Genomic DNA, 23283 nt, shown 5'->3' with positions numbered 1-23283 from the left:
GAATATTATATCAATTACGCCGCAGCGCGCCGGCTATGTCCAGCGCGGCTTTGAAAACGCGGGTTTTGGCGATGACGGCGGGGTTGCCGATGGCGGCCTCATAGCGCGGATCGTGGGGAATCGCGCCCAGCAGATTTTTTTCCGCGGGCCGGTGGCCGGGGACGACGGCGTTGGCGACTATTCCAGCCACCGGCGCGCCGAATTCCCCGAACAGCTTCAGCGAGCGGCGCAGCGCCCCCTGCGCCAGCTTGCCGGGAACGGAGACTATCACAAGCTCCGCGCGGGGCACAAGGCGCAGCAATTCCAGCCCTGCGTCGGAAATGCCGGGCGGCATGTCTATCACCAGGAAATCCAGCTCCCGCCACTGGGTAACGGCCAGCAGTTCAAGCAGCGACCGCGACACATCCCCCCCCCTAAGCGCCACCGCCCCGCCCCCGCTGAAAAACGCGGCGGACATGAATTTAACCCCGGCCACCGGACGCGGCTCCAGTCCTTCAATCTCCTGCGGGAAAGTCGGCTTTACGCCAAGTATCGAATGGCAGCAGGCGCCGGTGATGTCTGCGTCCAACAATCCGGTTTCCGCGCCGGTTTTCGCCAAAGCCATCGCCAGCGAGCAGGCGACCGTGCTTTTGCCGATGCCGCCCTTCCAGCCGGTTACAACCAGCACCCTTTTCACTTCGGACAGCCGCGCCGTCGCGCCCAATTCTCGGAAATCGGATAGTTTCATTTCTCTCCGGTTATTTCTTTTATGTAGATTCCGCGGCCCTTTTCAACCGAAAAATCCGCGCTTTTGCAGCGCGGGCAGCGCAGCCAGACATGCGCCATTTCCGGCAGAAAATGCACGGCCTCCGCCTTGTTATGGGCAAGTTTCGCCATCCCGAAAACCCGCCCGCAGTTGCGGCATTTGAAAGCCGCCTTCTCGGACGAGACCGCCAGCCGCGCGCCGCGCAGCGCGGGGCCCTTGCCTTTGCGTATTTCCAGAAAAAGGCTTTTCGCCGCGGCGCGGTCTATGTTCTGCAGCTCGCCAAGCACCACCGCCACCGTGTCCACCCGCTTCATTTTTTCCGCCTCTGCGGCGCGGCGGGCGGCTTCGGCAACGGCGTCAACCAATGCCCATTCGTGCATAAGTCATTTCCTTACGTGGTGAGGCATTTCCGCAGGGATTTCAAAGGACAGCTCCACATACCCCATGAATTTCCCGTCCTCGCGCCAGGGAGCCTGATATATCAGTTTCCTGACGCCTTTTTTCTCAATCGTGTAGACATTGGCGCGCGGGTTTTTGAGCATACCGGCCAGCTTGGAGCGGGCAGGCTCGGGATGGCAGTCCAGCGAGTTTTTGCCTATCAGATTTTTGCCGCCGTCTTTGGCAAACACCTGCGCCGCCTTATCGTTCATGGCGGTTATGACGCCGGTTTCGTCGCACACCGTAACCGCCGCTTCCAGCCCTTCAATATATTTATCCATAAATCGCCGCCGCGAAGCTGACCGCGCCGCCCGCCGGGTCCTGGGAAACGGCGTAATCCAGCAATTTGCCGCGCGCCTGAGGGGAAACCGCGGCTATAAACCGCGCCGCCGTATACAGCGCGGAAAGCCCGCACACCGAACGCGGGTTGCCGCCGGCGCACACGTCGCGGTAAAATCCGTCCGGGTCCGGCCTGAGGGCCAGTTCCAGCGAGGCTTTGTCCCGCCCCTCGGTCTGCTCCGGCGAGTTGCCCTCTTCCTTGAGATTCACATGGGACAAATCCACAGCCGCCAGCACCATTATTTTCCGGCCTTTGGCCGCCTCGGCGGAAAGGACGGCGCACATTTTATCCAGCCCGGCGCCGGCGGAACTGCCGCTTTCCGGCGGCCTCTCCGGCGCAAACCGCGTGAAATCCGACGCCAGCACCGGCACCCAGGGCGGCGCGTCGCCGCCCCAGATGTGTTTGAGCCACAGGGCCTGGTATTCAAGCGAATGCTCGGTTTTGTGGACCATCTCATCCGCCCTGCGGTCGTACCACAGGCAGCCGGACAATGCCCGGACCATATCCGCATCCGCCGGCATTTCGCCAAGCGGGGTCTGATACCGCTTGTCCGTCAGGACCCAGGGCGCGTCCGGCCCGGCATGGGCCACTCCGACGGCGATTATCACGTCCGGCCTGGCGCATTTTTGCAACGTTTTATATGCGCGGGCGTAGCAGCGCGCGCCGCGCATTATGTCTATATGCGGCGCCACAAGCCCGGCGGGCGCGCCCGCAAACGGCGCGGACATGTCATCCGGCGGCGCCCCTTCGGCTTTCAGCGCCTCTCCGATAAAACGCTCCGCCCCCTCCCTGTCGCGCGGGTAGGAGATGCCCGCCAGCGCCGGCTTTCTGACCGGGCTGGCCGAAAACTCCTCGCGCGAGGCGCGCCGCAGCGCGGCGGTCTCCTCGTTCTCCATGAAATGCAGCTTCTGAAATTCGCTTACAAGGCTGGCCAGCCCCATCTCCGGCAGGGCGACGCCCGTGCGCTTCATTATCAGCGCCTTTATATCGGAGAGGCTGTTCCTGCCATCCATCAGGGTTATCACCATCAGCGCGGAGGGGGAAACCAGCATCACATGCTCGGTTATGCCTTCGGCGTCGCGCAGCATGAGCATGGGTTCGCCCTCGTGCTCCACCATGGCAGCGTCAATAGAGCGGCGGAAATGCGGCAGCGGCGCAGACGAATCAACAGGAAGATTGGTCATCGTTTTTTCCCCGTTTCCGGCTTCAGGCGCGCGGCGTCCTCGCGCGACTGTTTGGCCATTCCAAGCCTGGCAAACGCGGCGGAACGGCCCTTGCGAGCCTCAAGCGCGTCCGCGCCGGAGGCATGGTTTATGACGCGGCTGTAGTCGGACACGGCCTCGTCGTAGGCGCCGCGGGCGGCGCGGGCGGCGGCGCGCCCGTTGTAGGCGGGCCAGCAGGCCGCGTCAAGCCTGATTGCGGAGGAAAAATCCTCCTCCGCCGCGGCAAACCTGCCCAACGCGGCCAATGCGCGTGCGCGCTGGAGGTAAATCCAGTAATCTCCCGGCAGCAGCTTCGCCGCATGATTAAAATCGGACAGGGCGGCCTCGTTTTCGCCCAGCGCGCGGCACGCCAGCGCCCGGCCCGCGTATGCCTGCGCGGAAGGCTCCAGCTTTATGGACTTTGAAAACAGCCGGATTTTATCGGCGGGTTTGCGGGCGGCTTTCGCCTGCGACGCCAGCTTCTGCGCCGGGGAAAAAGCCAGCGCCGCCGCGGCAAAAGACAAAAACAGGAACACCCTCACAGTTTCTCCGCCGGTTTCACATAAGGCCCGTTCCAGGCTTTTTCAAATATGCCGCCCAGGATATACGCTGGTCTCTCCCCCAGCAGCACCACGGCGGCGTCGCGCGAGGCGTAAAAATAATCGTGCTCCCAGTTGGAGGTGCTGACCACCGATACCGCGCCGTCTATGACGGCGTACTTGCAATGCTCCACGCGGGCGTAGGGAATGTACCCCGCCGGCAGCTGCGGCAGCGATGATATTTTAACCTTCACCCCGGGCGCGCGGGCAAGCGATTTGATGTCGGCGGCGTTGCGTTCTTTCATGCTCCAGTCCGCAAATATCAGCCGCACGGACACCCCGCGCGCGCCGGCGCGGCGCAGCGCATCGTCCAGCAGCCGCCATTTGCCGCCTTTGCGCCGGGAAAGCGAATAGGTCATCACCTGCGCGCTGAAGGATTTGCGCGCGCCGTCTATAAGGCGCATCAACTCGTCTATCTCGCTGCCGAAATGGCGCGGCAGGAAATCCGGCGGGCCGAAAACCGCGTAGGCGCCCACACGGACGCCGCCCATCACCAACGTTTCCGTGGACGAGGCGGAAAGCGGCTCGGCCCCCGGCAGGCGGGGCACGTCGCCGCCGGCCTCCTCCCAGTCCGTGTAGAAAACGCGGCGGAAGACGGTCGCGATGCGGGCGTTTTTGATTCGCAGCCCGATTTCGTGAATCTGAGACAGCGAGCGCCAGTCCATATTCTGGCTGCCGCAGAAAACATCCTCCCCGTCCACGATGAAATATTTGGCGTGCATCACCCCGCCGCCGGCCTTTGAAAAGTCAATAATCCGCACGGCTATGCCGCCGGTGGCGCGCAGCGCGTCCAGCTCTGAGGGCATCTTTTTGTAGAACGCGCGGTCGGCCAGTATTTTGACGTCCACCCCGCGCTCCGCCGCGGAGCGTATGGCGTAAAGCACCGGCTCCAGCGCCTGGCCTTTCTTGCTTTCTATGTAGAAAGCCGCCAGCTCCAGCGATTTTCTGGAGGAGTTTATCATGTCTATCCATGTCTGCTGCGGGTTCAGCGCGCAGGTGGAGCCGTACACGGTCGCCTCCGGCACGGACTGGGACACCCATACGCTGTCCTGCGCGGCGGCCAGCCGCCCGGCCAGCAGCAATGCGGCGATGAAGTCAATCATGGCAGTATTTTATATCATATTCACATGGACATAGCCCGCGTCGGCGAATTCAGAATGCTGGAGCATATCGGCAGGCTTGCGGCCAGCCAGAAAGACCCGCGCATCCTGCTTGGCCCCGGCGACGACTGCGCGCTGGTCCGCGCCCGGCCAGGCTATGCGCTGGCGCTGACCGCCGACGAGATGGCGGAAGGCACCCATTTTCCGGCGGGCTGCCCGCCCGCGCTGCTGGGGCGCAAGCTGGCGCGCATAAATCTCAGCGACCTGGCGGGGATGGGCAATGTAAAACCCGTCTGCGCGCTGTGCTGCGCGGGACTGCCGCGCAACGCCAGTTGGGAATGGACCAAAACCTTCGTCCGCGCGCTGATGAAGGAGCTCAACCGCTTCGGCGCGTCGCTGGCGGGCGGGAATCTGGCCCGCTCGGACAAAATGCACTTTTCGCTTACCGTAACCGGCGAGGCCAGGCCGTCGGAAATCATCCGGCGCGGCGGCGCAAAGCCGGGGGACCTGATATTCGGCATAGGCGCGCTGGGCCAGGCAAGGGCGGGGCTGGAGCTTGTGCTCTCCGGCCATAAAACCGGCAAACTTGTTGAAGCTTTCTGGCTGCCGCGCATTCAACCGGAGGCGGGCGCGGTTATCGGCAAAAAAAAGCTGGCCTCCGCCATGATGGACAATTCTGACGGGCTTTATAAAAGCGTCAAAACGCTTGCCGCCGCCTCCGGCTGCGGCGCGTTCATTGATATCACCGAAGACGCGCTGTCGCCGGAGCTGGCGCGATACTGCAAGGCGCGCAAAAAGGACTGGCGGGAATATATTCTTTCCGGCGGGGAGGATTACGGGCTGGTGATGGCGGTCCCCCCGCGCCGCGCGGCGGAATTCATCAAAACATTCCCCCGGGCCCGCGCGCTGGGCGTGATGACAAAAGGCAAAACAATTCATGCGAACTGCCGCCCCGAAAGTTTCGAGCATTTCTGATTCAGCCGCCGCGACGCGGCGGCTGGCGGCGCGCCTTGCGCGCAGGCTGCGCGGCGGCGAGATAATTTTCCTGCGCGGCCCCATAGGCGCGGGCAAAACCGTTTTCGTGCAGGGGCTGGCCAAGGCGCTGGGCGTCAAAACCGCGCCTTCCAGCGCCAGCTTCAACCTGATGCGCCAATACCGCTCCCCGAAACTGCGGCTTTTCCATATAGATTTGTTCAGGCTGAACTCCGGCGAAACCGCCAACCTGGGGCTGGAGACGCTGCTGGAGGACCCGGCGGCTGTAATCGCCGCCGAATGGCCGGACCCCGCCGCCGATTTCCTGCCGCAGGACAGGCTGGAGATTGAGATAAAGCTGCTGGCCGGCGGCAAACGGCGCATAACCGCCGCCGCGCGCGGCCCGCTGTCCGGGAGGCTGCTTTCATGAGCAAAACTATTCTGGCTGTTGATTCCTCCGATACGCCGCTTCGGCTGGCGATCAGCTTTGGCGGCGGCGACACCGTTTCCGCCTCCAGCGCGGACGTAAAGCAGGAGCGGCATGCCGTCAGGCTGGCGCAAAAGCTGCTGGCGGAACGCGGGCTGGGGCTGGCGGATGTGGACAGGGTTTTCGCGCTGCGCGGCCCGGGCAGATTCACGGGGATACGGATAGGGCTCGCTCTGGCCGCCGTGCTGGGCGAATTAAACGGCGCGGAAGTATGTTCCGCCACCGTTTTTGAGGCGCTGGCCCGGCAGGCCGTCAAAACACCCGGATACCTCCGCTGGCGCGGCAATAACCCTTCCGGCAGGCTGGCGGTGATAACCAGCGCCTTCCGCAGCGAGTTTTTCTGCCAGATTTTTTCCGGCCTCAAACCCGCCGCGCCGCCGCTGTGGCTGCCTGCGGCGCAGTTGAAGGAATATCTCGCGGGGATTAAATTTCCGCTGTATTGCTTCGGCTGGGCGGAACGCCGCTCCTCCCTTGCGCCGTATCTGCCGGAAAATTGTTTTGCCGCGCCGCCGCTTAAAACCGGCGCGTCCGCCGAAACGCTCATGGCCGCCGCCCTTGCCGCAAAACCGCATAAAAAGCCCGTCGCGCCGCTATATCTGAAACCCGCGCGGTTTGAACTGCTTATAACCGCGGTCGCTGAGGGAAACGGGCGGGGCTGTTCCGCTACAAAAACACCGACAGCGCGGCCCTGAAGGCGCGGCCCGGCATGGGGTAATAGCCGTTGAAACTGTCTGCGTTTTCGGCGTAATGCTCGTCCGAGATATTCTGCGCGGACACTGAAACCGATACGGCTCCTGTCTCGCGGCGCAGGGTGATATCCGCCGTGGTGAAAGCCGGCAGCCGCACGCCTGTCCGTCCCAAATCCGTGTATTGCTTCCCGGCATGGCGCAGGAATACCCCCAGCGTCAGCGAAAGCGGCAGGTAAAACTCGCCGGAATAGGTTGCCCGCGCCGACGGCGCGAAATTGGCGGTTTTCCATTGCAGTCCCGCGGGCCGGACCTCGCTGCGCAGCAAAGCGCATGACAGAACATGCCTTGACGCCGCGTTCTTCCAGACAAGCTGCGGCTGGAAGCCGAGGATGCGCCCCTCGTCCAGATTATAGGCGGCGTAGCCGTTGTTCGGGTCCAGCGCGATTTTATCGGCTATGGCGGAGTAATAGACGGACGCCTTCGCCGCCCAGCCGCTTAAAGTTTCCCATTGCGCGCCGGCGTCGTACTGCCAGGAATGCTCGGGCTTGAGCCCGGGGTTGGCGGGCGCCCAGGGGTTGTACATATCGGCGAAGGTGGGGGCCTGCCAGGCCCGCACCGCGGAAAGCGACAGCTTCCAGCCCGCCGCGGGCCGCCAGACGAGCATGGCGCGCGGGGAAAGCTGGTCCGCCCAGCGGTTTGGGCTTTCAAGCCGCGCTCCGGCGGCAAGCTCCAGATTCCGCGCCAGGTCCAGCCGCGTCTCCGCCGCGGCGGATTTGGATGTTATGGAGTGATTCCCGTAGCCGGAGGAATCCTCCAGGGAAGAGTCCTCGTACTGAATCATCAGCGCGCTCCGCCGCGAAAACGCGGCGGTGAGCCTGCCCGAATTGAGCGATGTTTTCGTCCTGTTTGCGCCGCCGTACTGCCAGGCGCAGATGTCGTATTGCGAAGTCCACGCCTCCGCCCTCAGCGACACCGGGGCGCCCTCCGGCGACGAATATCCCGCCGCCAGCAGGCTGCGCGCGGCGGACTGCCTATCCGTCAGCGAGTTGGCCTGCCGCTCCTTTTTGCCGTCCCATTCCGCTATCGGCACGGGCGTGCCGCCGGGGATGCCGTTTGTCTGGCTTGAGCCGGCGGCTTCCAGCGAAAACGCCCCCGTCTCCCGGCCCGCCAGCACGGCCTGCGCGCTCATGTCCGCGCCGGAATACCAGCCGTTCTGCTGGAAGCCGCCGGAATACCGTCTTCCGCCGGAAACCGCCGCGCGCAGCGGCCCCGCGCCGCCGCGTACCCGGACGTAGGCCGCCCCCGTCCCGAAATCCGCCGCCATGCCGGAGGCGGACGCTCCCGCCGGGCCGGCTGCGCCCGCCGGGACAATGTTTATGACGCCTCCCTCGGCATTCGCGCCATAGAGCGGCGAGACCGCGCCCCCGAACACCTGGATTTTATCCGCCCCGGCGGGGTTGAGAAGCGACAGGTCCGTGGTTCCCGTAACATCAGGAGCCAGCCGCTTCCCGTTGAACATCACGGCGGTGTTTTTGGACGCAAAGCCGCGCAGCCCGGCAAGCTCCATAAGCCCCGGCGCGCCGCCCCTGCGCAGCGACACTTCGGGGTCCAGCTCCAGCGTCTCTCCCAGGGTTTGCGGCATTTTCAGCGCGGCGTCGCGCTGTTTTATGGCGAACTGTCCCGCTGCCGGCGCGGCGGCCTCCAGCGCGGAGGCGGGCGCGCCCTCAAGCGAGAGGTATACGGACTGCTCCTGCGCCGCCGCTGCGGCGGCAGACAGGAATATTGTGAGGATGATATGCGGTATTTTCCGGGTCATGGTTCTCTCCTTGCGAGAATATCCGGAAAAATGCCGGGGGGAATTGTGAAAGTCTCACGCGTTGGCGCGCGCACACATCTCCCCGCGGAGATTCCGGATTCCGGCGATAGACCGGGCTTGTCCTCTGCCGTCAGAGGCTTTACCGTTGCGGGGCAGCCGCGGAATTCAACCGCGTTCCTTCGCCGTATCGTGGCCCGTTTTCGCGCGGCGGCGCCGCCGCCGCGGAACAGGCTTGTCCAGTATATCAAAAATGCTAAACTATACTGGGGTTATTTTATGAACGACTATTTTGAAGGCGACGGCTGGTCCATGGGCAAATTCTCCAGTCCCGCCGACGGGCTGGAGATATGCTATAAACGCCGCCAGGGCGGGCATATGGGCAGCATCCCGCTGGTGTGCGCCGGCGGGCTGGCCGTGCAGGAGACGGCGGAATCCATCTTTTTCGTGGAAACCAGGCCGGAGCGGGACGAGTATTTCTACTGGATGCGCGGCCACCGCCCCACCGGCTGGAAACCCGCGCTTTCCGTGGGCGACTGCGACGCGCTGGACTTGGCGCACATGATAAACCTCGCGGCGCAGACGTCATACGCGCCGCGCGTGGATGTGTTGCTGCATTCCTACGCCACCGTGGTTTTTCAGAGAATGATTCAGCTTCATTCCAACGGCGAGGCCGCCGCCGCGCTGCAGCGGCTGCGGGGGGCGAAGGTGGTTCTCTGCAACGGGCTTACCGGCGACGCCTCGCGCGACCCGGAGCTGGAGGATTTTTACAAATCCGCCGCGCAACTGGAGCAGTTCCTGTCCTGGCTGAACTGGCAGGACGGGTACGCCGCCGCGTCGCCCCCTCCGCCGGATTTTGACGCGAGGGCCTGGCCGGCGCGCCGGGCGCAGGCGCTGGCGTCGGCTTCCAAATACGCGGTTGACATGACGGCGGAGCATTTGTCCGCCCACTGGCCGGAAAAGATAGACCATATCCGGCTGAGGCTTGCCAGGCGGCTGCGCGAAGATTGCGCCCTGCCCGGCTGGCAGGAGGGGATTGTGCGCCGCTCTCACGCGGTATCCAAGCTCTGCTTCGGCGATGCCGACGTCAAGCGCGTAAAGGACAACGGCGTCAAACTGACCTGGGTCGCCTCCGCAAACGACCAACTGCTGAAATGGGCTTTCGCCAGGACGGTGATGGCGCGTTTTGACATGACGCCCCCTCCCGCGCCGCAGCCGGGCGCGGTATTCAGGGACGCGACCGGTTCTTTTGAAATGAGGATTGTAAGCGGGGACCATTATTTTCCGCTCAAACGTCCCGCCGAAGCGCTGAGAATCATTGCGGAGTGAGACAGGCGGCGGGAACCGCGGCTTGACGGGGGAAGCGCTTTATTTCTATAATAGATATAAGGGATTAAGCAGGAGTCCGGGTGCGGAAGGGGCCCGGTCGGGTTTGGGGTGAAGCCTTGTCCGGCATGTCGGGACGGGCGCAGGGTGTTCACCGATTTCATGGCGTAAAGCATGAGGGGAGCTAAAACATGGGCTCGCAAAACGTGTCATCCACTGAATACATGAAGGGCCAGCGCGGCCCCGCGCCGGTTGAGGGCGGCAGGCTGCCGGATTCGTACGGCGATACCGAGGCGTATCTTCTGCCGCGGGACCCGCTCTGGATGTTCCTGATGTGGGACATCACCGAAAATGCCACCAGAAACATAAAAGCGGCGCATGGCGAGGATATTTTTTCCGCCGCAAAGCCGGTGGCGCGCGTCTACGACGTAACCGGCATCGCACAGTTTGACGGCGGCAACGCCCGCGGCTATTACGACGTTCCCATAGTGCTGGCGGCGCGCAGCTGGTATCTGAACGTGCCGGAAGCCGGCAAAAGCTATGTCTGCGACGTGGGGCTTGTTACGCCGGACGGCAAATTCATACTCATAGTCCGCAGCAACGCCGTTTCGCTGCCGGCGGGCCGCGTCTCGGATGTTACGGACGAGAACTGGATGTCGGTCAGCGGCGATTTTGAGCGGCTGCTCAAGCTCTCCGGCGTGGAGTACATAGGCAAAGGTTCCGGAGAGGTGGCCAAGGCTCTCGCCCAGCGCTGGGAGATGCTAAAGGCCGTGTTTTCGCGCGCGGCTTCCTGGGGAATCACCTCCCTTCCCGGCGGCAGGCGCGAGGGCGGCCAACGCCAGTTCTGGCTGGTTGCCGACTGCGAACTGATACTTTACGGCGCTACCGAGCCGGACGCCAAAGTTACCGTGGCGGGACGCAGCGTCAAGCTGAACCCGGACGGCACGTTCTCCATGCGGTTCTCGTTCCCGGACGGAACGCTTGAACTGCCCATACACGCCACAAGCAATGACGATGTGGACCATCGCAGCATAACCATCACCGCTAACAGAGTCACCACATCAGATGAAAAACGGTAAAGAAAAAGGCTATCTGCTTCTTCAGTTGCACGCGCATCTGCCCTTCATCCGGCATCCCGAGTACGAGGATTTCCTGGAGGAAGACTGGTTTTTTGAAGCGATGACGGAGACCTACCTGCCCCTGCTGGACGTTTACGAAAGGCTGGCGCAGGACGGGGTGGATTTCCGCATCAGCATGTCGCTGACGCCGCCGCTTTGCGCGATGATGTCGGACGAACTGCTGAAAAACCGCTTCTCCAAATACCTGCATCAGCGGCTGGAGCTGTCCGAAAAGGAAATGGGCCGCACCCAGCACACCCCGTACGCTCCCGTGGCGCAGATGTACCACCGCAAATTCCGCAGAATACGCGAGCTCTACGAGGATTATTACCACTGCAATGTGCTGGAGGGTTTCAAAAAATTCCAGGACATGGGCAAGCTGGAAATCATCACCTGCTGCGCCACCCACGGCTTTTTGCCGCTCCAGCTCAGAAAAGAATCTGTCGGCGCGCAAATCCGCATAGCGGCGGACGATTATGCCCGGCGCTTTGGCAGGAACCCGCGCGGCATATGGCTGGCGGAATGCGCCTACAATCCGGGCGACGACGCCTATCTGAAAGCAGCCGGAATACGGTATTTTTTCATGGAGACGCACGGGGTGCTTTACGGCTCGCCCCGTCCGCGCTACGGGGTGTACGCGCCGGTTTACTGCCCCTCGGGAGTGGCAGCCTTCGCGCGCGACATGGAATCCGCCCACCAGGTCTGGAGCGCCGAAATGGGCTATCCCGGCGACCACCGTTACCGCGAATTCTACCGCGACCTGGGCTATGACCTGGAATACGAGTATATCAAGCCCTATCTGCACTCCGACGGGGTGCGGCGCAACATAGCGGTCAAATACCACAAAATCACCGGCAAGGTCGCGCTCAGCGAAAAGCAGCCCTATAATCCGGGCGAGGCGCGCGACGTTGCCGCCAGCCACGCCGGCAATTTCCTGTTCAACCGCGAGCGGCAAATAGAATATCTGCACGGTTTCCTGGGCAAAAAGCCGCTGATTACCTCCATGTACGACGCGGAACTGTTCGGCCACTGGTGGTACGAGGGGCCGGATTTCCTGGAATTCCTGTTCCGCAAGATGCATTACGACCAGGACACAATCCGCCCGGTTACCGCCAGCGAATACCTGGCCGAGAATCCGGACAATCAGGTTATACAGCCCTCCATGTCCTCCTGGGGCGACAAGGGCTATAACGAGGTCTGGCTCAACGGCACCAACGACTGGATTTACCGCCACCTCCTCAAATGCGCCCAGCGCATGTCGGAGCTTGCCAACCGGTTCCAGTCCGCCGACGGGCTGCTGCTGCGCGCGCTCAACCAGGCGGCGCGGGAGCTTGTGCTGGCGCAGTCTTCGGACTGGGGATTTCTGATGACCGTGGGCAGCGCGGCCAATTATTCCACCAAGCGCACCACCGAGCATGTCAGGAACTTCAACGAGCTCTACAGCCAGATACTGGGAAACGGGCTTAACGAGGAATTTGTGCGCGGCCTTGAATGGCGCGACAACATATTCCCGCACATAGACTACCGCTACTACCGCTCGTAATCATTCGGCATACAAAACGCCGCCGCAGCCAATGCTGCGGCGGCGTTTTTTCATAGGATATATTGGCCCGGAAATCGCAGTTGAGTAGCGGAATTCGACGAAAAACGGCTTCGCATCTCCAAAAAAGCGCTTACAGGCCTGAGGGCCTGCTCGCGCTTTTTTGTGCCGAATCTGCTTTGCCATTTTTCGTCTCGGTTCTCGCTATAACTGCGATTTCCGGGTTTATGCGGGAGCCAACAGGGCGGAGGCGCTGTTATTCCAGTCCCGGGACCGTGTAGCGGCGGGGCTGCTGCTCCAATTGCGATTTGGTTACGGTGAAGCTGATTTTAAGCCCGGAGGATTTGAATTCCATCAGGTCCGGCATTTTTCCCGCGCCCGGCTTTGAAAATCCGGTTTTCAGCGATACCTTGCCGTCGTCGCTGCGGGTGAATTCCTCGGCGAAAGCGCCGGTTTTATCCAGACAGACTTCCCCGCCACGGGCTTTCAGGCAGCCGCCGGAGAATTTGTCCGGCTTTGGCGGGTATATCCCGCCCGAATAGTAATCGTAAAGCAGATTCATCATCCGCCGCGCTATTTTATCCAGTTGATCCGAGCCTGCCCCGTAGGAGGACGAGAAGGCGCGCGCGCCGCCTTCCTCCACTGATAGTTTGTAGCCCGCCGCCGGAGTAAACAGCGGCCCCGACACGTCCAGCGACAGCGCCGCGCTGCTGTAGCTTATTATCGCGCCGAACTCCGCCGCCTTGCCCCCGCCGGAGGCCGTCAGCGCGCACAGCGCGCCGTATTTAAGCGCGCGGGGCCGCGCCTGCTTCATGAAATCCAGCGCCAGCGCGGCGGTGTCGGCGCGGGAAAGTTTCTTTTCCGCGGTTTCGGCTTTGGAGGCTATGTCTTTCTGGTCCGGCTTTATGCCCTGCGAGATTTTATAGGACAGCCAGCCGTTTTTGAAATCCCCCAGCGCGCAGAACACGTCGCCCAGATGCTGCCAGACGGTTTCGTCCCCGTTGATTATGCCGGCGGCGCGTTTGAGCTGGGCCAGCGCGTCGGCGTGGCGGCCTTTCTTGAAATAAATCCAGCCCAGCGAATCTATGTATGCGCCGTTGTCCGGCGAAACGGACAGGGCGCGTTTTATATAGCCTTCGGCATCATCCAGCTTCATGCCCCTGTCGGCAAGCGAATAGCCGAGATAATTCAGCACCATCGCGTCGTCCGGGGTTTTTTCCAGCAGTTTTTTGAACTGCGCCTCCGCTGTCGCCATGTCGCCGGTTTTTTCGGCCATGATGCCGTACTGAAGCTGCGCCTCGCGGTAGTCCGGTTTGGCGGCGGTGATGTCCTTTAGTATGTCCATGGCCTTGCGGGTCTGTCCGGTGTCGTCCAGTCCCAACGCAAGGAAGTAGCCCAGTTCGTAATTATCGGGCCATTTTTTGCGGGCCTGCTCAAGCTCGCCCACGGCGTCGGAATAGCGTCCGGTCTGCGTCAGGTAATAGCTAAGGCGCAGCGACAGGGCCGGGTCGCTGTCGTAGGAGGAGCTGGCGCGGATGTAATCCGCCGCGGCGGCGAAATCGCCGTCATGCTCGGCCAGCGCGGCCAGCCAGAAGGCGGCGTCGGAGTTGCCGGCATCAAGTTTTTTGGTTTTAAGAAAGTACTGGCGCGCCTCTTCCGTCTTGCCCAGCGCCATGCACACCCCGCCCAGATGCGACATCAGCGCCGCGCTGGCCGGGTCCAGCGGCTCTACGGATTTAAGCTGGCCCAGCGCGGCTTCGGTGTCGCCGCTTATTTCATAGAGCTGCGCCAGCGCGTAGCGGCAGGTTATCACGTCCGGGAATTTAGACTGGCATTTTTTAAGCAGCGTCTCGGCAAGCGCCGGGTCGCCGTTTTTGAATTTTATGTTGGCCATTTCCACCAGAGTCTGCGGCGCGGCTTCCGGCTCCGCCTCCATGTATTTGTCCAGATAGCCGTAGGCGGCCTGCGGGTTGGAGGGCTTTAATATCTGCGCCGCCTGGTAAAGCGCCGGAGCGTTGGCGGGGTTGAGGGAGACGGCCTTCTCGTAGGCCTTGATTGCGCCGTCCCTGTCGTTTCTGGCCCAGGCGACGGCGCCTTTCATGGCCCAGTTGTCGGATTCGGCGGGGTCGTTTTTGACCAATTCCTCGGTCAGGCGGGCGGCCTCGTCCATTTTGCCCAGCCGCGCGGCCAGCTGCACCGCCTGCCGGCCCACGGAGGAGGCCTTCGGGTCCAGCTTGATGACCTCGGCGTAATCGGCGGCGGCGTCCTCGCTTTTCCCCTCATATTCGCTTAGCAGGCCGTGAATATAGCGCATATACGCCTCGCCCTGCCGGGAGGCGCGGGCGGGCGCGGCGCACAGAACGGAAAGCAGCATGGGCAGCAGATATTTCATGGCATTATCTCCAAATTCATAAGCAGCGCATCGCAGCAACCATTATAGAATTTGGGCCTGCGGCCCACAACAGAAAACCCCAGCTTTCCGTAAAGCGCGATGGCGGCGGAATTGGCGGCGCTGACTTCCAGCGTTACAAGGGCGCAGCCCGCCTGCACGGCGCGGGAGCGCGCCGCCGCGATAAGCGCGGAGGCTATCCCCGCCCGCGCGCGGGCCGGCGACACCGCTATATTGAGTATTTGCATTTCCGGCGGCAGCACCGCCGCGCAGCAAAATCCCGCCGCCCCGTCCGGCCCGAAAGCCGCCAGCAGAAGAGATTCGCGCTTGTCCAGTTCCGCCAGCAGCCCCTTTTCGCCCCAGCCGGCGGCAAACGGCTGCGCGGCCTCTATGCCGGCCAGCGCGGACACATCCTCCCGCCCGGCGCGGCGGATTTCAAAGTTCATCACGCTTGCTCCAGAACTTTCCCGGCAGACAACCCCATTCTCCTCAGACGGGCCGCAACGGCGCAGCCTGTTTCCTTCAAATTTTCCCGCACCCGGAAATCGCGGTTGACAGCCGGATTCGCGGGAGACTGGTTATGCGGGGCGGGGTTTTCTGTCGCTGATGGCCATGTCCACGAGGCAGTGGCACAGGCCGGCGTGGACGGTTTCCACAAAGCCGTAGCCGGTGTCCGGAACATAGAAATTGACCGCCCCGGCTCCGCGCAGCGGATTGTCGGGCGCAAAGCCGGACATGGTGATGACGGCGCAGCCTTTTTCGGCGGCGGCCTTCACGGCGTTGATGATATTGGGCGATTTGCCGGAACTGCTTATGGCTATAAGCGCGTCGCGGCTTTCGGCGAATTCGCGGACGGGGGCTTCAAAAATCCGCTCCGTCCCCAGGTCGTTGGCCAGCGCGGTCAGAAGAGACGGATCGTTGAAAGCCAGCGACCTGATGCCGCCGTTTTTCCATAAATCAAGCGAGATGTGGCTGGCTATGCCCGCGCTGCCGCCGTTGCCGATGATGATGACTTTCCCCCCCGCCGCGGCGGCGCGGCGCATGAGGGAGTAGGCGGCCTCCGCCGCCTCCGGCACGGACAGCTTTGCGCCGGAGCCGTCGGCTGCCTCAACTTTTCTGAACGCGGCCTCAAGCCGCCGGAAAAAATCGTCCGTAAATGACATGATTTTCACCCCATGGGCGTGCGGCCTTTCATGGCGCAGCCCAGCGTCGCCTCGTCGGTATAATCCAGGTCCGCGCCCAGCGGCACGCCGTAGCCTATGCGCGTAACCCTGGCAAGGCCGCGCAGCTCGCGCGAAATATAAAGCGCGGAGGCCTCGCCTTCGGCGTCCGGGTCGGTGGCGATTATGATTTCGTCCGCGCCGGAGGTTTTAACGCGCTCCAGCAGCTCCGCAATCCTAAGCGCGGAGGGGCCTTTGCCGTCGGCCGGGGAAATGGCGCCGTGCAGCACATGGTAGCGCCCGTTGAAGCCGCCGGCGCGCTCGAAAGCCTCTATGTCCTGCGGCTCCTCCACCACGCAGATGACGCGCCCGTCGCGCGACGGGTCGGCGCATATCGCGCAGGTGTCGCCCTCGCAGTACGAGAAACAGCCCCGGCAGAGTTTGACGGAATTTTTAACATCGCGCAGCGCGCAGGCCAACTCCTCGGCCTGGGAGGGCGAGGCGCGCAGGAAATGCATGGCGAAACGCTCGGCCTGCCTGGGCCCCACGCCCGGCAGCCGCCGGAAAGCGGTTTTCAGACGCTCAACGGTTTTCATTTCTTTATCACTTTCCCGTTAAAAAGCTTTACCACCTTGCGCACCGCCGCGTCCTGCGGCGCGGAGGCGGAATTTATGTCCTGCCAGGCGGCCCCGGCAAGAGAATCCTCGTCCGAGATGGAATCCGCGGGGGCGGTTTCGCCGCCGTCGGGCGGCGGCTCCTGCGCGGGAGCCTCGTGAAACAGCAGCTTGATATGCCGCCCTGACACCGCCTCCAGCTCCGCGGAGACGGCGGCGGCGTTGCGCCCCGCCGACTGGTAGGCGAAATTGCCGGGCACGGAAACCGTCCACGCCTGCGCGGAAAATTCAACGGAAGCGGACTTCAGCAAATCGTGCAGCATGGGCCGCTTGCGGGCAAGCGAGTCCAGCAGCTTTTTCCAGACAACGCCGTCCGGCTCCGATGGGGCCGGCGGCGCGGCCTGCGCGGGCTTTTGCGGCAGAACCGATTTCCGCGCCGGCTCCGGCAGCGTTTCAGGCTGCGCCGCCGCGGAAGGCCGGGGCTGCGGAGCGGCCGCCGTTTCGGCTTTTGCGGCGGCGGGCAAAACAGGACGGGGCGGCGCGGCGGCCTCGCCGGACAGGCGGGATTCAAGAGATTCCAGCCTGCGCACAAACCCGTCAATATCGGGAACCGACTCCAGCAGCGTGAACAGCCCCACCTCGGCAGCGACGGCCTGCGTGTCGGAAAAGCGAATCTCGTCCGCCAGCCGGCCTATCCTGCGCGCCAGACTGGCAAGCTCCGCGGACTGGCGGCTTTTGGCAAGTTCGGCGGCGCCGGGGAAAGGCTCCTGCGCGGCGGGGTCTATGCGGCAGAAAAACATGGAGGCAAAGCCGTTTCTGATGTCGCGCAGCAGGGCGGCGGGCTCAAAACCCTCCGTGTTCGCCTTGCGAAACACCGCATGCAGCGCGGCGCCGTCGCGCGCCAGCACGGCGGAAACCGCCTGCCCGATAAGCTCCTCCGGCGCGGCGCCCAGCATTTCGGAAACGTCGGCGGCCTCTATTTTCCCCGCGCAGTGGGACACGGCGCGGTCCAGCAGGCTGTGCGCGTCGCGCATCACTCCGCCGGCGGACCGGGCGATGAAGGCCAGCGCGTCGCGCGAAATGTCTATTTTTTCCGCCGCGGCGATGCGGGCCAGATGCTCCGCTATCGCCTCCGGCATGAAAGGCCGTATGCGGAAAGACTGGCAGCGCGATATTATGGTGGCCGGAACCTTGTGCCGCTCGGTGGTGGCGAGGATGAACACCACATGCGGGGGCGGCTCCTCCACGGTCTTTAGCAGCGCGTTGAAGGAACTGGCCGAGAGCATGTGCACCTCGTCCAGTATGAAAACCTTGTATCTGTCGCGCGCCGGGCTTAGGGAGACGGTGTCCAGTATAACCTCGCGGATTTTTTCCACCTGGGTATGGCTGGCGGCGTCCATTTCCAGCACGTCCATGTCGGCGCCGGCGGCGATTTCCTGGCAGGGGCGGCATTTGCAGCACGGCTCCGGCGCGGGCTTGCCGTCGTTGGACTGGCAGTTGAGCGCCTTGGCCAGCACGCGGGCCGCCGTTGTCTTGCCGCAGCCGCGCGGGCCGTAGAAAAGGTATGCGTGCGCCACCCTGCCAAGCTTGAGCGAGTTGCAGAGGGTCTTTGTTACATGCTCCTGCCCGGCCATCTCCGCGAAGGTTTCCGGCCTGTATTTGCGCGCGAAATTACGGTATTGTGATTCGGTCATTTTGAAAGCACCCGGCGCAGATTATCCAGGCTGTATGGCCCCGCGCCCGTAACCAGATACGGCATAAGCCCGCCCAGCGCGGCAAGCGCGCCGGCCAGGTAAAGCCTGTTGGCCGCCGGCAGGGTAAACATCCACACCGCCGGCAGCAGGCTGGCAGATAAAAACGCCGCGCCCAGCCGCGCCCGCCAGCCAAGCCCCAGCATCAGCCCGCCCGCAAACTGCATGGCGGACGCGGCGGCCACATAAACATCCGCCCACGGCATTCCCAATGAACGCGCCGCCGCGCATGCGTCGCCATAATGCAGGGCCTGGCCCAGCGATACCGCCAGAAAAGCAAGCGCCGCCAGCAGCCGCCCCGCCAGCAAAACAAGGGCGCGCAGCGCCGGCGGCGGCGACTTGCTTTCAAATACCATTCAGAATCTGTCCGTTGCTGTCAGAACTTCAGGCCCGCGCCCAGCGAGAAATAATTGGTGGACGAATGCCCCACGCCGGGGTCAAATATCTGGTAGGCGGCGTTGATGTTGAGCATGTCCAGCCCCACCGTCGCGCCCAGCATGTAGGCCTTGGAGATGCTGGCCAGCGAGAGCAGCGGATTATCCCCTTTATACTGAGTTGCCGTATAGGAGATAAAAGGCGTTACCAGCGGCAGCATGGTGAAATCAACGCGCGCGTTGAGCGCCTGATTGATATACCCCTGCGTGCATATCATGGTGCCGGGCAGTTCCACCGTCATGGGGACGGGCATGGAGCCGGTTATATCCTGGCTGTAGGAGAGGTTTTTCACGAACTTCGCGCTTATCTGCGTGCCGAGGAACATAACCCCCGCGAACACCGAGCCGTCGGTCTCGCCCACCTTGTCGGAGAGCGTGCTGAAGTCGTGGCTTATGCGGGTGAGGCTGGCCCCGAAATCAACGCGGGTGAGGCCTTCGCCCTTTGCCCCGCCGCCGCCGGAACGCGGGCCGGCCAGGCGCATCGCCCTGCCGCCGGTGGGCGAGACGGAAAAGGTGATATCGCCGGAGATGTAATTATTGCCGTATTCGTAGGAGCCGTTGCTTTTTTTGGGCGTTGTTCCGCCTTCCAGGCCCAACGCGAATATCAGCTTTTCATACCCCACCCGCGCGGAATAGGTGGAATAGGTGTTCTTGTTGGTGGCGTCGCTTTTGTAAGAGCCGTAGGCCGGGCGGACATAGAAATTGTCCATCCCGACTTCGGCGAAGGCGTTGAAACCGGAGTAACTGTCCGCCCCGGAGACGCCGCCCAATCCGCCGTCGAAATACGCGCTCGCGCCGCACACAGGCAATACCGACAATGCGACAACCGCTATAAGTTTTCTCATCTCCCCTCCTCCTTAATGACAGCCGCAGCCGCAAAGCTGGCCGCGTTTTGTTTCCGTTTTGCCAAACATCGCGGCAAAATTCCGGGCTTTGCGCGTTTTCCACGCGCCCTTGTGGTAGCCGTAGCCCGCTATGACCGGCACGGCCAGGGTGGCCTCGGCATACACCATCTGCTCGTAGGAGGTGGACACCTTGCCCCAGGAGCTGGCCTCTTTAAGTGTGGAGCCCGACAACGCGCCGTCGCGCGCATCGGCCACGGTAACCTGCACGGCGTATTTGTGCATTGGCACATCCGCGCCCAGCACCTCGGCGCAGACCACGGTGTCCTGCGCGAAGTTCTTGGGCACGCCGCCGCCTATCATGAACAGGCCGGTCTCGCCGGCTTCCATTTTGACTTTGGTAAGCTCCAGAAAATCCGCCGCCGAATCAAGCGACATGTGCTTTGCCGGGTTCATATGCTGATGCAGCGCCATGCCGAACCCCGCCGAACAGTCCGAAAACGCGGGCACAAATATCGGCACGCCTTTCTGATAGGCGGCCAGCACCACGGAATCCCGGTTTTTGGCGTTTTTGGAGAGGTATTTGCCCATCTCGTATATGAACTCCCGCGAGGAGTAGGGGCGCGGCTCCAGAGAGTCGGCGATTTTGTGCATGGTCTCGTCCACAACGCGCAGGTCGTCCTCGTCTATGAAGGTGTCGTAGATGCGGTCTATATGCAGGTCGCGCAGCACATTATCGTCTATGCCGAAGGGTGTGCCGATGTAATGCTTGAAGCCCATCGCCTCAAAGAAATCCTGGTCCACGATAAGCGCGCCGGTGGAGACTATGGCATCCACCATGTTGTTTTTGACCATCTCCACAACGGTCTTTTTCAGCCCGGCGGAGAATATGGAGCCGGCCAGGCACAGGAACACGGAACATTTTTTGTCGCGCAGCATCATGTCGTAGACTTTGGCGGCGCGGGCGGTGTCGCGCGCGGTGAAGGCCATTTTATCCATATCCTCCACCAGTTTGACCACGTTATGCTTGCGGATGTCTATATGCTCTATGGTCTTTTTCAGAAAATCAGATTTTTTGTATGCCATGGGGCCTCCCGTTGAATAAACTCGCATTCGGGTTATTATACTATAAAGGAACAACCGCCGCCCATTCGTCCCCGACGCCGAAAACGCGCGCTTCCGAGCCGTTTTTTATGATGTTTTCTGATTTAAGCGCGGCTGTGGCGGCATCCAGGGTTTTTTTGTCCTTTGCGGCGATAATGGGAGTGAACACGGGGCCGGAGCCGTCCAGAATAAGCCGCATGTCGCGGGCCAGGTCATGCGGGTCCGAAAAGCTCAAAATCAGTTTTTTGCCGAAATAGTATTCCAGCAGCGGGTGCGGCTGGTGATAGCCCCTGACATAATCCTTCTCCCAATAGCCGTTATCGCCGAAAAAGCCGGTTTCAAACAGGACGGCGGGCTTTTCAGCGGGCAGTTTATCCAGCGCGCGGGCCAGCGCGATGTTCCTGTCCCGCGTTAGCGGAACCGGCCCGAAACTCCCCGGCAGCCGCAGCAGGAACAAGGCCAAAACGCCGCATAAAAGAGCCGCCGCCGTCCGCGCGGAGATTTCCCGCCATTGTGTCATTGCGGCGGCAAAGCAGAACGCGAAAAACGGCATAAGCTGCCGGGTCTGGTATGAAAGCGACGCCGCCGACGGCAATGCCAGCATGAAAACCGCCCCGCAGGCCAGCAGCGCGATGGCGGCGCGTTTTCCGCCGTCCGCACGGACGGCGAAAAACGCGCCGCACCCCGCAGCCAGCGCAATCAGCCCATACAAGCCGAAGCTGTGGTAATACGGATACGCCATATTGGCCAGCCGCTCTTTAAGCCCGCTATGTGTCATCGCGCGCAGCAGGAATGTTGATTTCATGTCCGCAGCCGCGTCCGCAAATCCCAGATACCAGGCATTCTGGGCTAACTGAACGCAGCCCGCCAGCATCGGCGCGGCGGCAAAAGCCGCATAGCGGCGGAAATCCCGGTCCGTTCCGGCTATAAAATCCGCCGCCGGAACCCACAGCAGGCAGAACAACACCGAATCATAAGAGCAAAGCGAAAGCGCAAACAGGCACAGCCAGCCCCACAGGTAACGTTTGCGCAGAATCAACAGCATGAAGGCAAAACGCAGCAAATCGTCAAGCGGCTGATTCGCCAGCGAATCCGCGAAATTCATAAATCCGGGCGACAGCGCGTAAAAAACAATACCCGCCAGCCCGGCGGCGGGCCCGGCCAAAGATTCAAAAACCAGAAACAGCAGAATCAGCGCGGCGCAGGAAAAAGCGGACTGCAAAAGCCTGAGCGCCCCCGGCCCCTTAAATCCGGCGAAATACGCGGCGGCCTGGGGCAGCAGATAGCCGGACGGATAATGCGTGTACAAAAGCCTGGGCCCGGCGGAGGAGGCGCGCGGCGAAATCCCGCGCGCATGGCGGCGCAGCGGCTCCCGGTCCAGCAATTGCATGAAAGGCGCGTATCCCTGCGGGGAGAAAAGGAATTTATCCGTTAAAATGCCGTGTTTGTCCCACTGGTTGAGGCACAACAGAGTCTGCGCGTCGCCAAAATCCCAGCCGCTCCACCTGTCCGCCTTCAGCGCGCGCAATGAAACCGCCAGCATCGCCGCCGCTATGACGGCCAACGCCGCGCGGCGCATCACAATTCCGGCGGGCGGGGAGGAGGCGGAATATGCAGCGCGGGCAGGATTTCCCTCACCGGGCGTATTTCAACCGGCGTTACCTTGCCGCGCTTGATTGTGATATAGGAGCGCCCCCCGCCCGCCCCGTTGAAAATGCCCACGTCTATGGCCACCAGCCTGCCGTTTTCGGACTGCGCTATCCGCTTTAACGGCGTATGCCCGATGACCTGCCGTATCGCCCCCGCCCCCTCAGAGCAAAACAGCGCGCGCACATCCTCCCAGAATATCCCGCCAAAGCGATGCCGCCCGCCGCGCAGCGCGCCCACATTGAAAATCGGATGCCCGTAATCGTTGCGCATGACGGATTCGACCATGATTTTGTTTATCATGTCCGCCAGGGCGGCCTCGTCCGGCTGGCCGTTGGAGAGCATGGCCACAAGCTCGCCGGTAAGCCCGGCATGGGTGAACAGATACCCCTGCTGGGAATAGGCGGACAGCGTCTTGCCCTCCAGAATATCGCAGGCAAGCTGGCGGCGGTACTGCTCCACCTGCTCGGGGCTTAAAGTCGTCAGATAGGTGTTGCCGCGCAGCAGCTCCAGCTCGTGATTGCCGGCAAGGCGCACCACTTTGCCGCCTTTAAGCTCCGCCTGGCGCTGAAGCCGCGCCAGCAGATTCACCAGATGAATGGAGTGCGGCCCCCTGTCTATCACATCGCCCATCTGAACGAGGGTTTTATTTCCCCCCTTCCATTTGGCGCGGTTGTCTATGAGGCCGGCGTGAAGCAGTATTTCAAGAAAGCCGTCCAGCTCGCCGTGCAGGTCGCCCACGGCCACCAGCTCCTTGCCCCTGCCGTGCAGCCGCCGCCGGTTCTTGGCTGGGCCGCCGCCCGGGGGTATTTTAAGCGCGGCGTCGCGCAGCTTGCGGCTGGGCCTGAAAAATTTAGACTGCATGGCATGATTATATAATAAAGCCGCCCCGCACAGGGCTGGCCTGAAAGTTTCAGGTTAACGAGTTGCCCGTCCGCCATGCAGGGAATTTCCGGGTTGAGCGCGGTTACGT

General features: G+C 62.4%; 24 protein-coding genes and 1 riboswitch. Of the genes, 6 read left to right on the top strand and 18 right to left on the bottom strand.

All coding sequences use genetic code 11. The annotated features are described in order from the left end of the window. Positions 1-10: 10 nt before the first annotated feature. The 6 genes from WC421_01780 to WC421_01755 are packed head-to-tail and all read right to left on the bottom strand — an operon-like array spanning position 11 to position 4427. Positions 11-727: a P-loop NTPase gene (locus WC421_01780; protein MFA5160950.1), complete on the bottom strand. Its 717-nt coding sequence runs from the start codon at positions 725-727 to the stop codon at positions 11-13. Further along, complete coding sequence (hypA, locus tag WC421_01775; GenBank protein ID MFA5160949.1) at positions 724-1125, bottom strand: hydrogenase nickel incorporation protein HypA; 402 nt, start codon at positions 1123-1125, stop codon at positions 724-726. Before hypA ends, WC421_01780 begins: the two co-directional genes overlap by 4 nt. A gap of 3 nt (positions 1126-1128) precedes the next feature. After that, positions 1129-1464 carry a hypothetical protein gene (locus WC421_01770; protein MFA5160948.1) on the bottom strand — a complete coding sequence of 112 codons (336 nt, stop codon included), beginning with the start codon at positions 1462-1464 and terminating at the stop codon, positions 1129-1131. Beyond that, the gene (gene amrB / locus WC421_01765; protein MFA5160947.1) at positions 1457-2707 is read right to left on the bottom strand and encodes an AmmeMemoRadiSam system protein B; all 1251 of its coding nucleotides are present in this window, start codon (positions 2705-2707) and stop codon (positions 1457-1459) included. Before amrB ends, WC421_01770 begins: the two co-directional genes overlap by 8 nt. Then, positions 2704-3267, bottom strand: a complete 564-nt coding sequence (locus WC421_01760) for a hypothetical protein (GenBank protein MFA5160946.1) — start codon at positions 3265-3267, stop codon at positions 2704-2706. Before WC421_01760 ends, amrB begins: the two co-directional genes overlap by 4 nt. Then, complete coding sequence (locus tag WC421_01755) at positions 3264-4427, bottom strand: phospholipase D-like domain-containing protein (protein ID MFA5160945.1); 1164 nt, start codon at positions 4425-4427, stop codon at positions 3264-3266. Before WC421_01755 ends, WC421_01760 begins: the two co-directional genes overlap by 4 nt. Before the next feature lie 24 nt (positions 4428-4451). Between WC421_01755 and thiL the strand changes: the two genes are divergently transcribed. The 3 genes from thiL to tsaB are packed head-to-tail and all read left to right on the top strand — an operon-like array spanning position 4452 to position 6575. Beyond that, positions 4452-5399 carry a thiamine-phosphate kinase gene (gene thiL, locus WC421_01750; GenBank protein ID MFA5160944.1) on the top strand — a complete coding sequence of 316 codons (948 nt, stop codon included), beginning with the start codon at positions 4452-4454 and terminating at the stop codon, positions 5397-5399. Then, positions 5362-5826, top strand: a complete 465-nt coding sequence (gene tsaE, locus WC421_01745; protein ID MFA5160943.1) for a tRNA (adenosine(37)-N6)-threonylcarbamoyltransferase complex ATPase subunit type 1 TsaE — start codon at positions 5362-5364, stop codon at positions 5824-5826. Before thiL ends, tsaE begins: the two co-directional genes overlap by 38 nt. Beyond that, complete coding sequence (tsaB, locus tag WC421_01740; GenBank protein MFA5160942.1) at positions 5823-6575, top strand: tRNA (adenosine(37)-N6)-threonylcarbamoyltransferase complex dimerization subunit type 1 TsaB; 753 nt, start codon at positions 5823-5825, stop codon at positions 6573-6575. Before tsaE ends, tsaB begins: the two co-directional genes overlap by 4 nt. Here tsaB and WC421_01735 read toward each other — a convergent pair. Further along, positions 6547-8388: a TonB-dependent receptor gene (locus WC421_01735; protein MFA5160941.1), complete on the bottom strand. Its 1842-nt coding sequence runs from the start codon at positions 8386-8388 to the stop codon at positions 6547-6549. The genes tsaB and WC421_01735 overlap by 29 nt on opposite strands. Before the next feature lie 87 nt (positions 8389-8475). Further along, positions 8476-8621: riboswitch (cobalamin riboswitch) on the bottom strand. A gap of 43 nt (positions 8622-8664) precedes the next feature. Between WC421_01735 and WC421_01730 the strand changes: the two genes are divergently transcribed. The 3 genes from WC421_01730 (at position 8665) to WC421_01720 (ending at position 12372) form a co-directional block, all read left to right on the top strand. Continuing rightward, complete coding sequence (locus tag WC421_01730; protein ID MFA5160940.1) at positions 8665-9714, top strand: hypothetical protein; 1050 nt, start codon at positions 8665-8667, stop codon at positions 9712-9714. 188 nt (positions 9715-9902) lie between these two features. Next, positions 9903-10790, top strand: coding sequence for a DUF4912 domain-containing protein (locus tag WC421_01725; protein MFA5160939.1), 888 nt, complete (start codon positions 9903-9905; stop codon positions 10788-10790). Continuing rightward, entirely contained in the window at positions 10777-12372 is a 1596-nt protein-coding gene (locus WC421_01720; protein ID MFA5160938.1) for a 1,4-alpha-glucan branching protein domain-containing protein, read from the top strand. Before WC421_01725 ends, WC421_01720 begins: the two co-directional genes overlap by 14 nt. Here WC421_01720 and WC421_01715 read toward each other — a convergent pair whose 3' ends face one another. From WC421_01715 to WC421_01665, 11 genes are all read right to left on the bottom strand, one after another. Continuing rightward, positions 12373-12555 (bottom strand): hypothetical protein, encoded by a 183-nt coding sequence (locus tag WC421_01715; GenBank protein ID MFA5160937.1) that lies wholly within the window; start codon positions 12553-12555, stop codon positions 12373-12375. A 70-nt stretch (positions 12556-12625) separates the two neighbouring features. Further along, positions 12626-14761: a tetratricopeptide repeat protein gene (locus WC421_01710; protein ID MFA5160936.1), complete on the bottom strand. Its 2136-nt coding sequence runs from the start codon at positions 14759-14761 to the stop codon at positions 12626-12628. Beyond that, complete coding sequence (locus WC421_01705; GenBank protein ID MFA5160935.1) at positions 14758-15204, bottom strand: GNAT family N-acetyltransferase; 447 nt, start codon at positions 15202-15204, stop codon at positions 14758-14760. The genes WC421_01710 and WC421_01705 overlap by 4 nt, the downstream gene beginning before the upstream one ends. Before the next feature lie 132 nt (positions 15205-15336). Then, positions 15337-15921 carry an SIS domain-containing protein gene (locus tag WC421_01700; protein MFA5160934.1) on the bottom strand — a complete coding sequence of 195 codons (585 nt, stop codon included), beginning with the start codon at positions 15919-15921 and terminating at the stop codon, positions 15337-15339. A 5-nt stretch (positions 15922-15926) separates the two neighbouring features. Continuing rightward, positions 15927-16514, bottom strand: a complete 588-nt coding sequence (gene recR / locus WC421_01695) for a recombination mediator RecR (GenBank protein ID MFA5160933.1) — start codon at positions 16512-16514, stop codon at positions 15927-15929. After that, a complete protein-coding gene (gene dnaX, locus WC421_01690) occupies positions 16511-18226 on the bottom strand; it encodes a DNA polymerase III subunit gamma/tau (GenBank protein MFA5160932.1) in 1716 nt (571 codons plus the stop codon). Before dnaX ends, recR begins: the two co-directional genes overlap by 4 nt. Then, a complete protein-coding gene (locus WC421_01685; GenBank protein ID MFA5160931.1) occupies positions 18223-18639 on the bottom strand; it encodes a DoxX family protein in 417 nt (138 codons plus the stop codon). The genes dnaX and WC421_01685 overlap by 4 nt, the downstream gene beginning before the upstream one ends. Before the next feature lie 20 nt (positions 18640-18659). Further along, entirely contained in the window at positions 18660-19562 is a 903-nt protein-coding gene (locus WC421_01680; protein MFA5160930.1) for a hypothetical protein, read from the bottom strand. Positions 19563-19574: 12 nt separating this feature from the next. Beyond that, positions 19575-20645, bottom strand: a complete 1071-nt coding sequence (locus WC421_01675; GenBank protein ID MFA5160929.1) for a deoxyhypusine synthase — start codon at positions 20643-20645, stop codon at positions 19575-19577. A 40-nt stretch (positions 20646-20685) separates the two neighbouring features. Then, a complete protein-coding gene (locus WC421_01670; protein ID MFA5160928.1) occupies positions 20686-22245 on the bottom strand; it encodes a hypothetical protein in 1560 nt (519 codons plus the stop codon). Further along, positions 22242-23174, bottom strand: coding sequence for a metallophosphoesterase (locus tag WC421_01665; GenBank protein MFA5160927.1), 933 nt, complete (start codon positions 23172-23174; stop codon positions 22242-22244). The genes WC421_01670 and WC421_01665 overlap by 4 nt, the downstream gene beginning before the upstream one ends. Between the last annotated feature and the right edge of the window lie 109 nt (positions 23175-23283).

The organism is Elusimicrobiales bacterium (genome assembly GCA_041651175.1).
In the GTDB taxonomy this organism is placed as follows: Bacteria; Elusimicrobiota; Elusimicrobia; order Elusimicrobiales; family Elusimicrobiaceae; genus JAQTYB01.
This window is presented reverse-complemented; position numbering and strand designations above follow the sequence as displayed.

Coding starts and splice junctions, on each gene's coding strand:
- WC421_01780 (MFA5160950.1), bottom strand. CDS start 727: ATGAAACTATCCGATTTCCGAGAATTGGGCGCGACGGCGCGGCTGTCC.
- hypA (MFA5160949.1), bottom strand. CDS start 1,125: ATGCACGAATGGGCATTGGTTGACGCCGTTGCCGAAGCCGCCCGCCGC.
- WC421_01770 (MFA5160948.1), bottom strand. CDS start 1,464: ATGGATAAATATATTGAAGGGCTGGAAGCGGCGGTTACGGTGTGCGAC.
- amrB (MFA5160947.1), bottom strand. CDS start 2,707: ATGACCAATCTTCCTGTTGATTCGTCTGCGCCGCTGCCGCATTTCCGC.
- WC421_01755 (MFA5160945.1), bottom strand. CDS start 4,427: ATGATTGACTTCATCGCCGCATTGCTGCTGGCCGGGCGGCTGGCCGCC.
- thiL (MFA5160944.1), top strand. CDS start 4,452: ATGGACATAGCCCGCGTCGGCGAATTCAGAATGCTGGAGCATATCGGC.
- tsaE (MFA5160943.1), top strand. CDS start 5,362: ATGCGAACTGCCGCCCCGAAAGTTTCGAGCATTTCTGATTCAGCCGCC.
- tsaB (MFA5160942.1), top strand. CDS start 5,823: ATGAGCAAAACTATTCTGGCTGTTGATTCCTCCGATACGCCGCTTCGG.
- WC421_01735 (MFA5160941.1), bottom strand. CDS start 8,388: ATGACCCGGAAAATACCGCATATCATCCTCACAATATTCCTGTCTGCC.
- WC421_01730 (MFA5160940.1), top strand. CDS start 8,665: ATGAACGACTATTTTGAAGGCGACGGCTGGTCCATGGGCAAATTCTCC.
- WC421_01725 (MFA5160939.1), top strand. CDS start 9,903: ATGGGCTCGCAAAACGTGTCATCCACTGAATACATGAAGGGCCAGCGC.
- WC421_01720 (MFA5160938.1), top strand. CDS start 10,777: ATGAAAAACGGTAAAGAAAAAGGCTATCTGCTTCTTCAGTTGCACGCG.
- WC421_01715 (MFA5160937.1), bottom strand. CDS start 12,555: ATGGCAAAGCAGATTCGGCACAAAAAAGCGCGAGCAGGCCCTCAGGCC.
- WC421_01710 (MFA5160936.1), bottom strand. CDS start 14,761: ATGAAATATCTGCTGCCCATGCTGCTTTCCGTTCTGTGCGCCGCGCCC.
- WC421_01705 (MFA5160935.1), bottom strand. CDS start 15,204: ATGAACTTTGAAATCCGCCGCGCCGGGCGGGAGGATGTGTCCGCGCTG.
- WC421_01700 (MFA5160934.1), bottom strand. CDS start 15,921: ATGTCATTTACGGACGATTTTTTCCGGCGGCTTGAGGCCGCGTTCAGA.
- recR (MFA5160933.1), bottom strand. CDS start 16,514: ATGAAAACCGTTGAGCGTCTGAAAACCGCTTTCCGGCGGCTGCCGGGC.
- dnaX (MFA5160932.1), bottom strand. CDS start 18,226: ATGACCGAATCACAATACCGTAATTTCGCGCGCAAATACAGGCCGGAA.
- WC421_01685 (MFA5160931.1), bottom strand. CDS start 18,639: ATGGTATTTGAAAGCAAGTCGCCGCCGCCGGCGCTGCGCGCCCTTGTT.
- WC421_01680 (MFA5160930.1), bottom strand. CDS start 19,562: ATGAGAAAACTTATAGCGGTTGTCGCATTGTCGGTATTGCCTGTGTGC.
- WC421_01675 (MFA5160929.1), bottom strand. CDS start 20,645: ATGGCATACAAAAAATCTGATTTTCTGAAAAAGACCATAGAGCATATA.
- WC421_01665 (MFA5160927.1), bottom strand. CDS start 23,174: ATGCAGTCTAAATTTTTCAGGCCCAGCCGCAAGCTGCGCGACGCCGCG.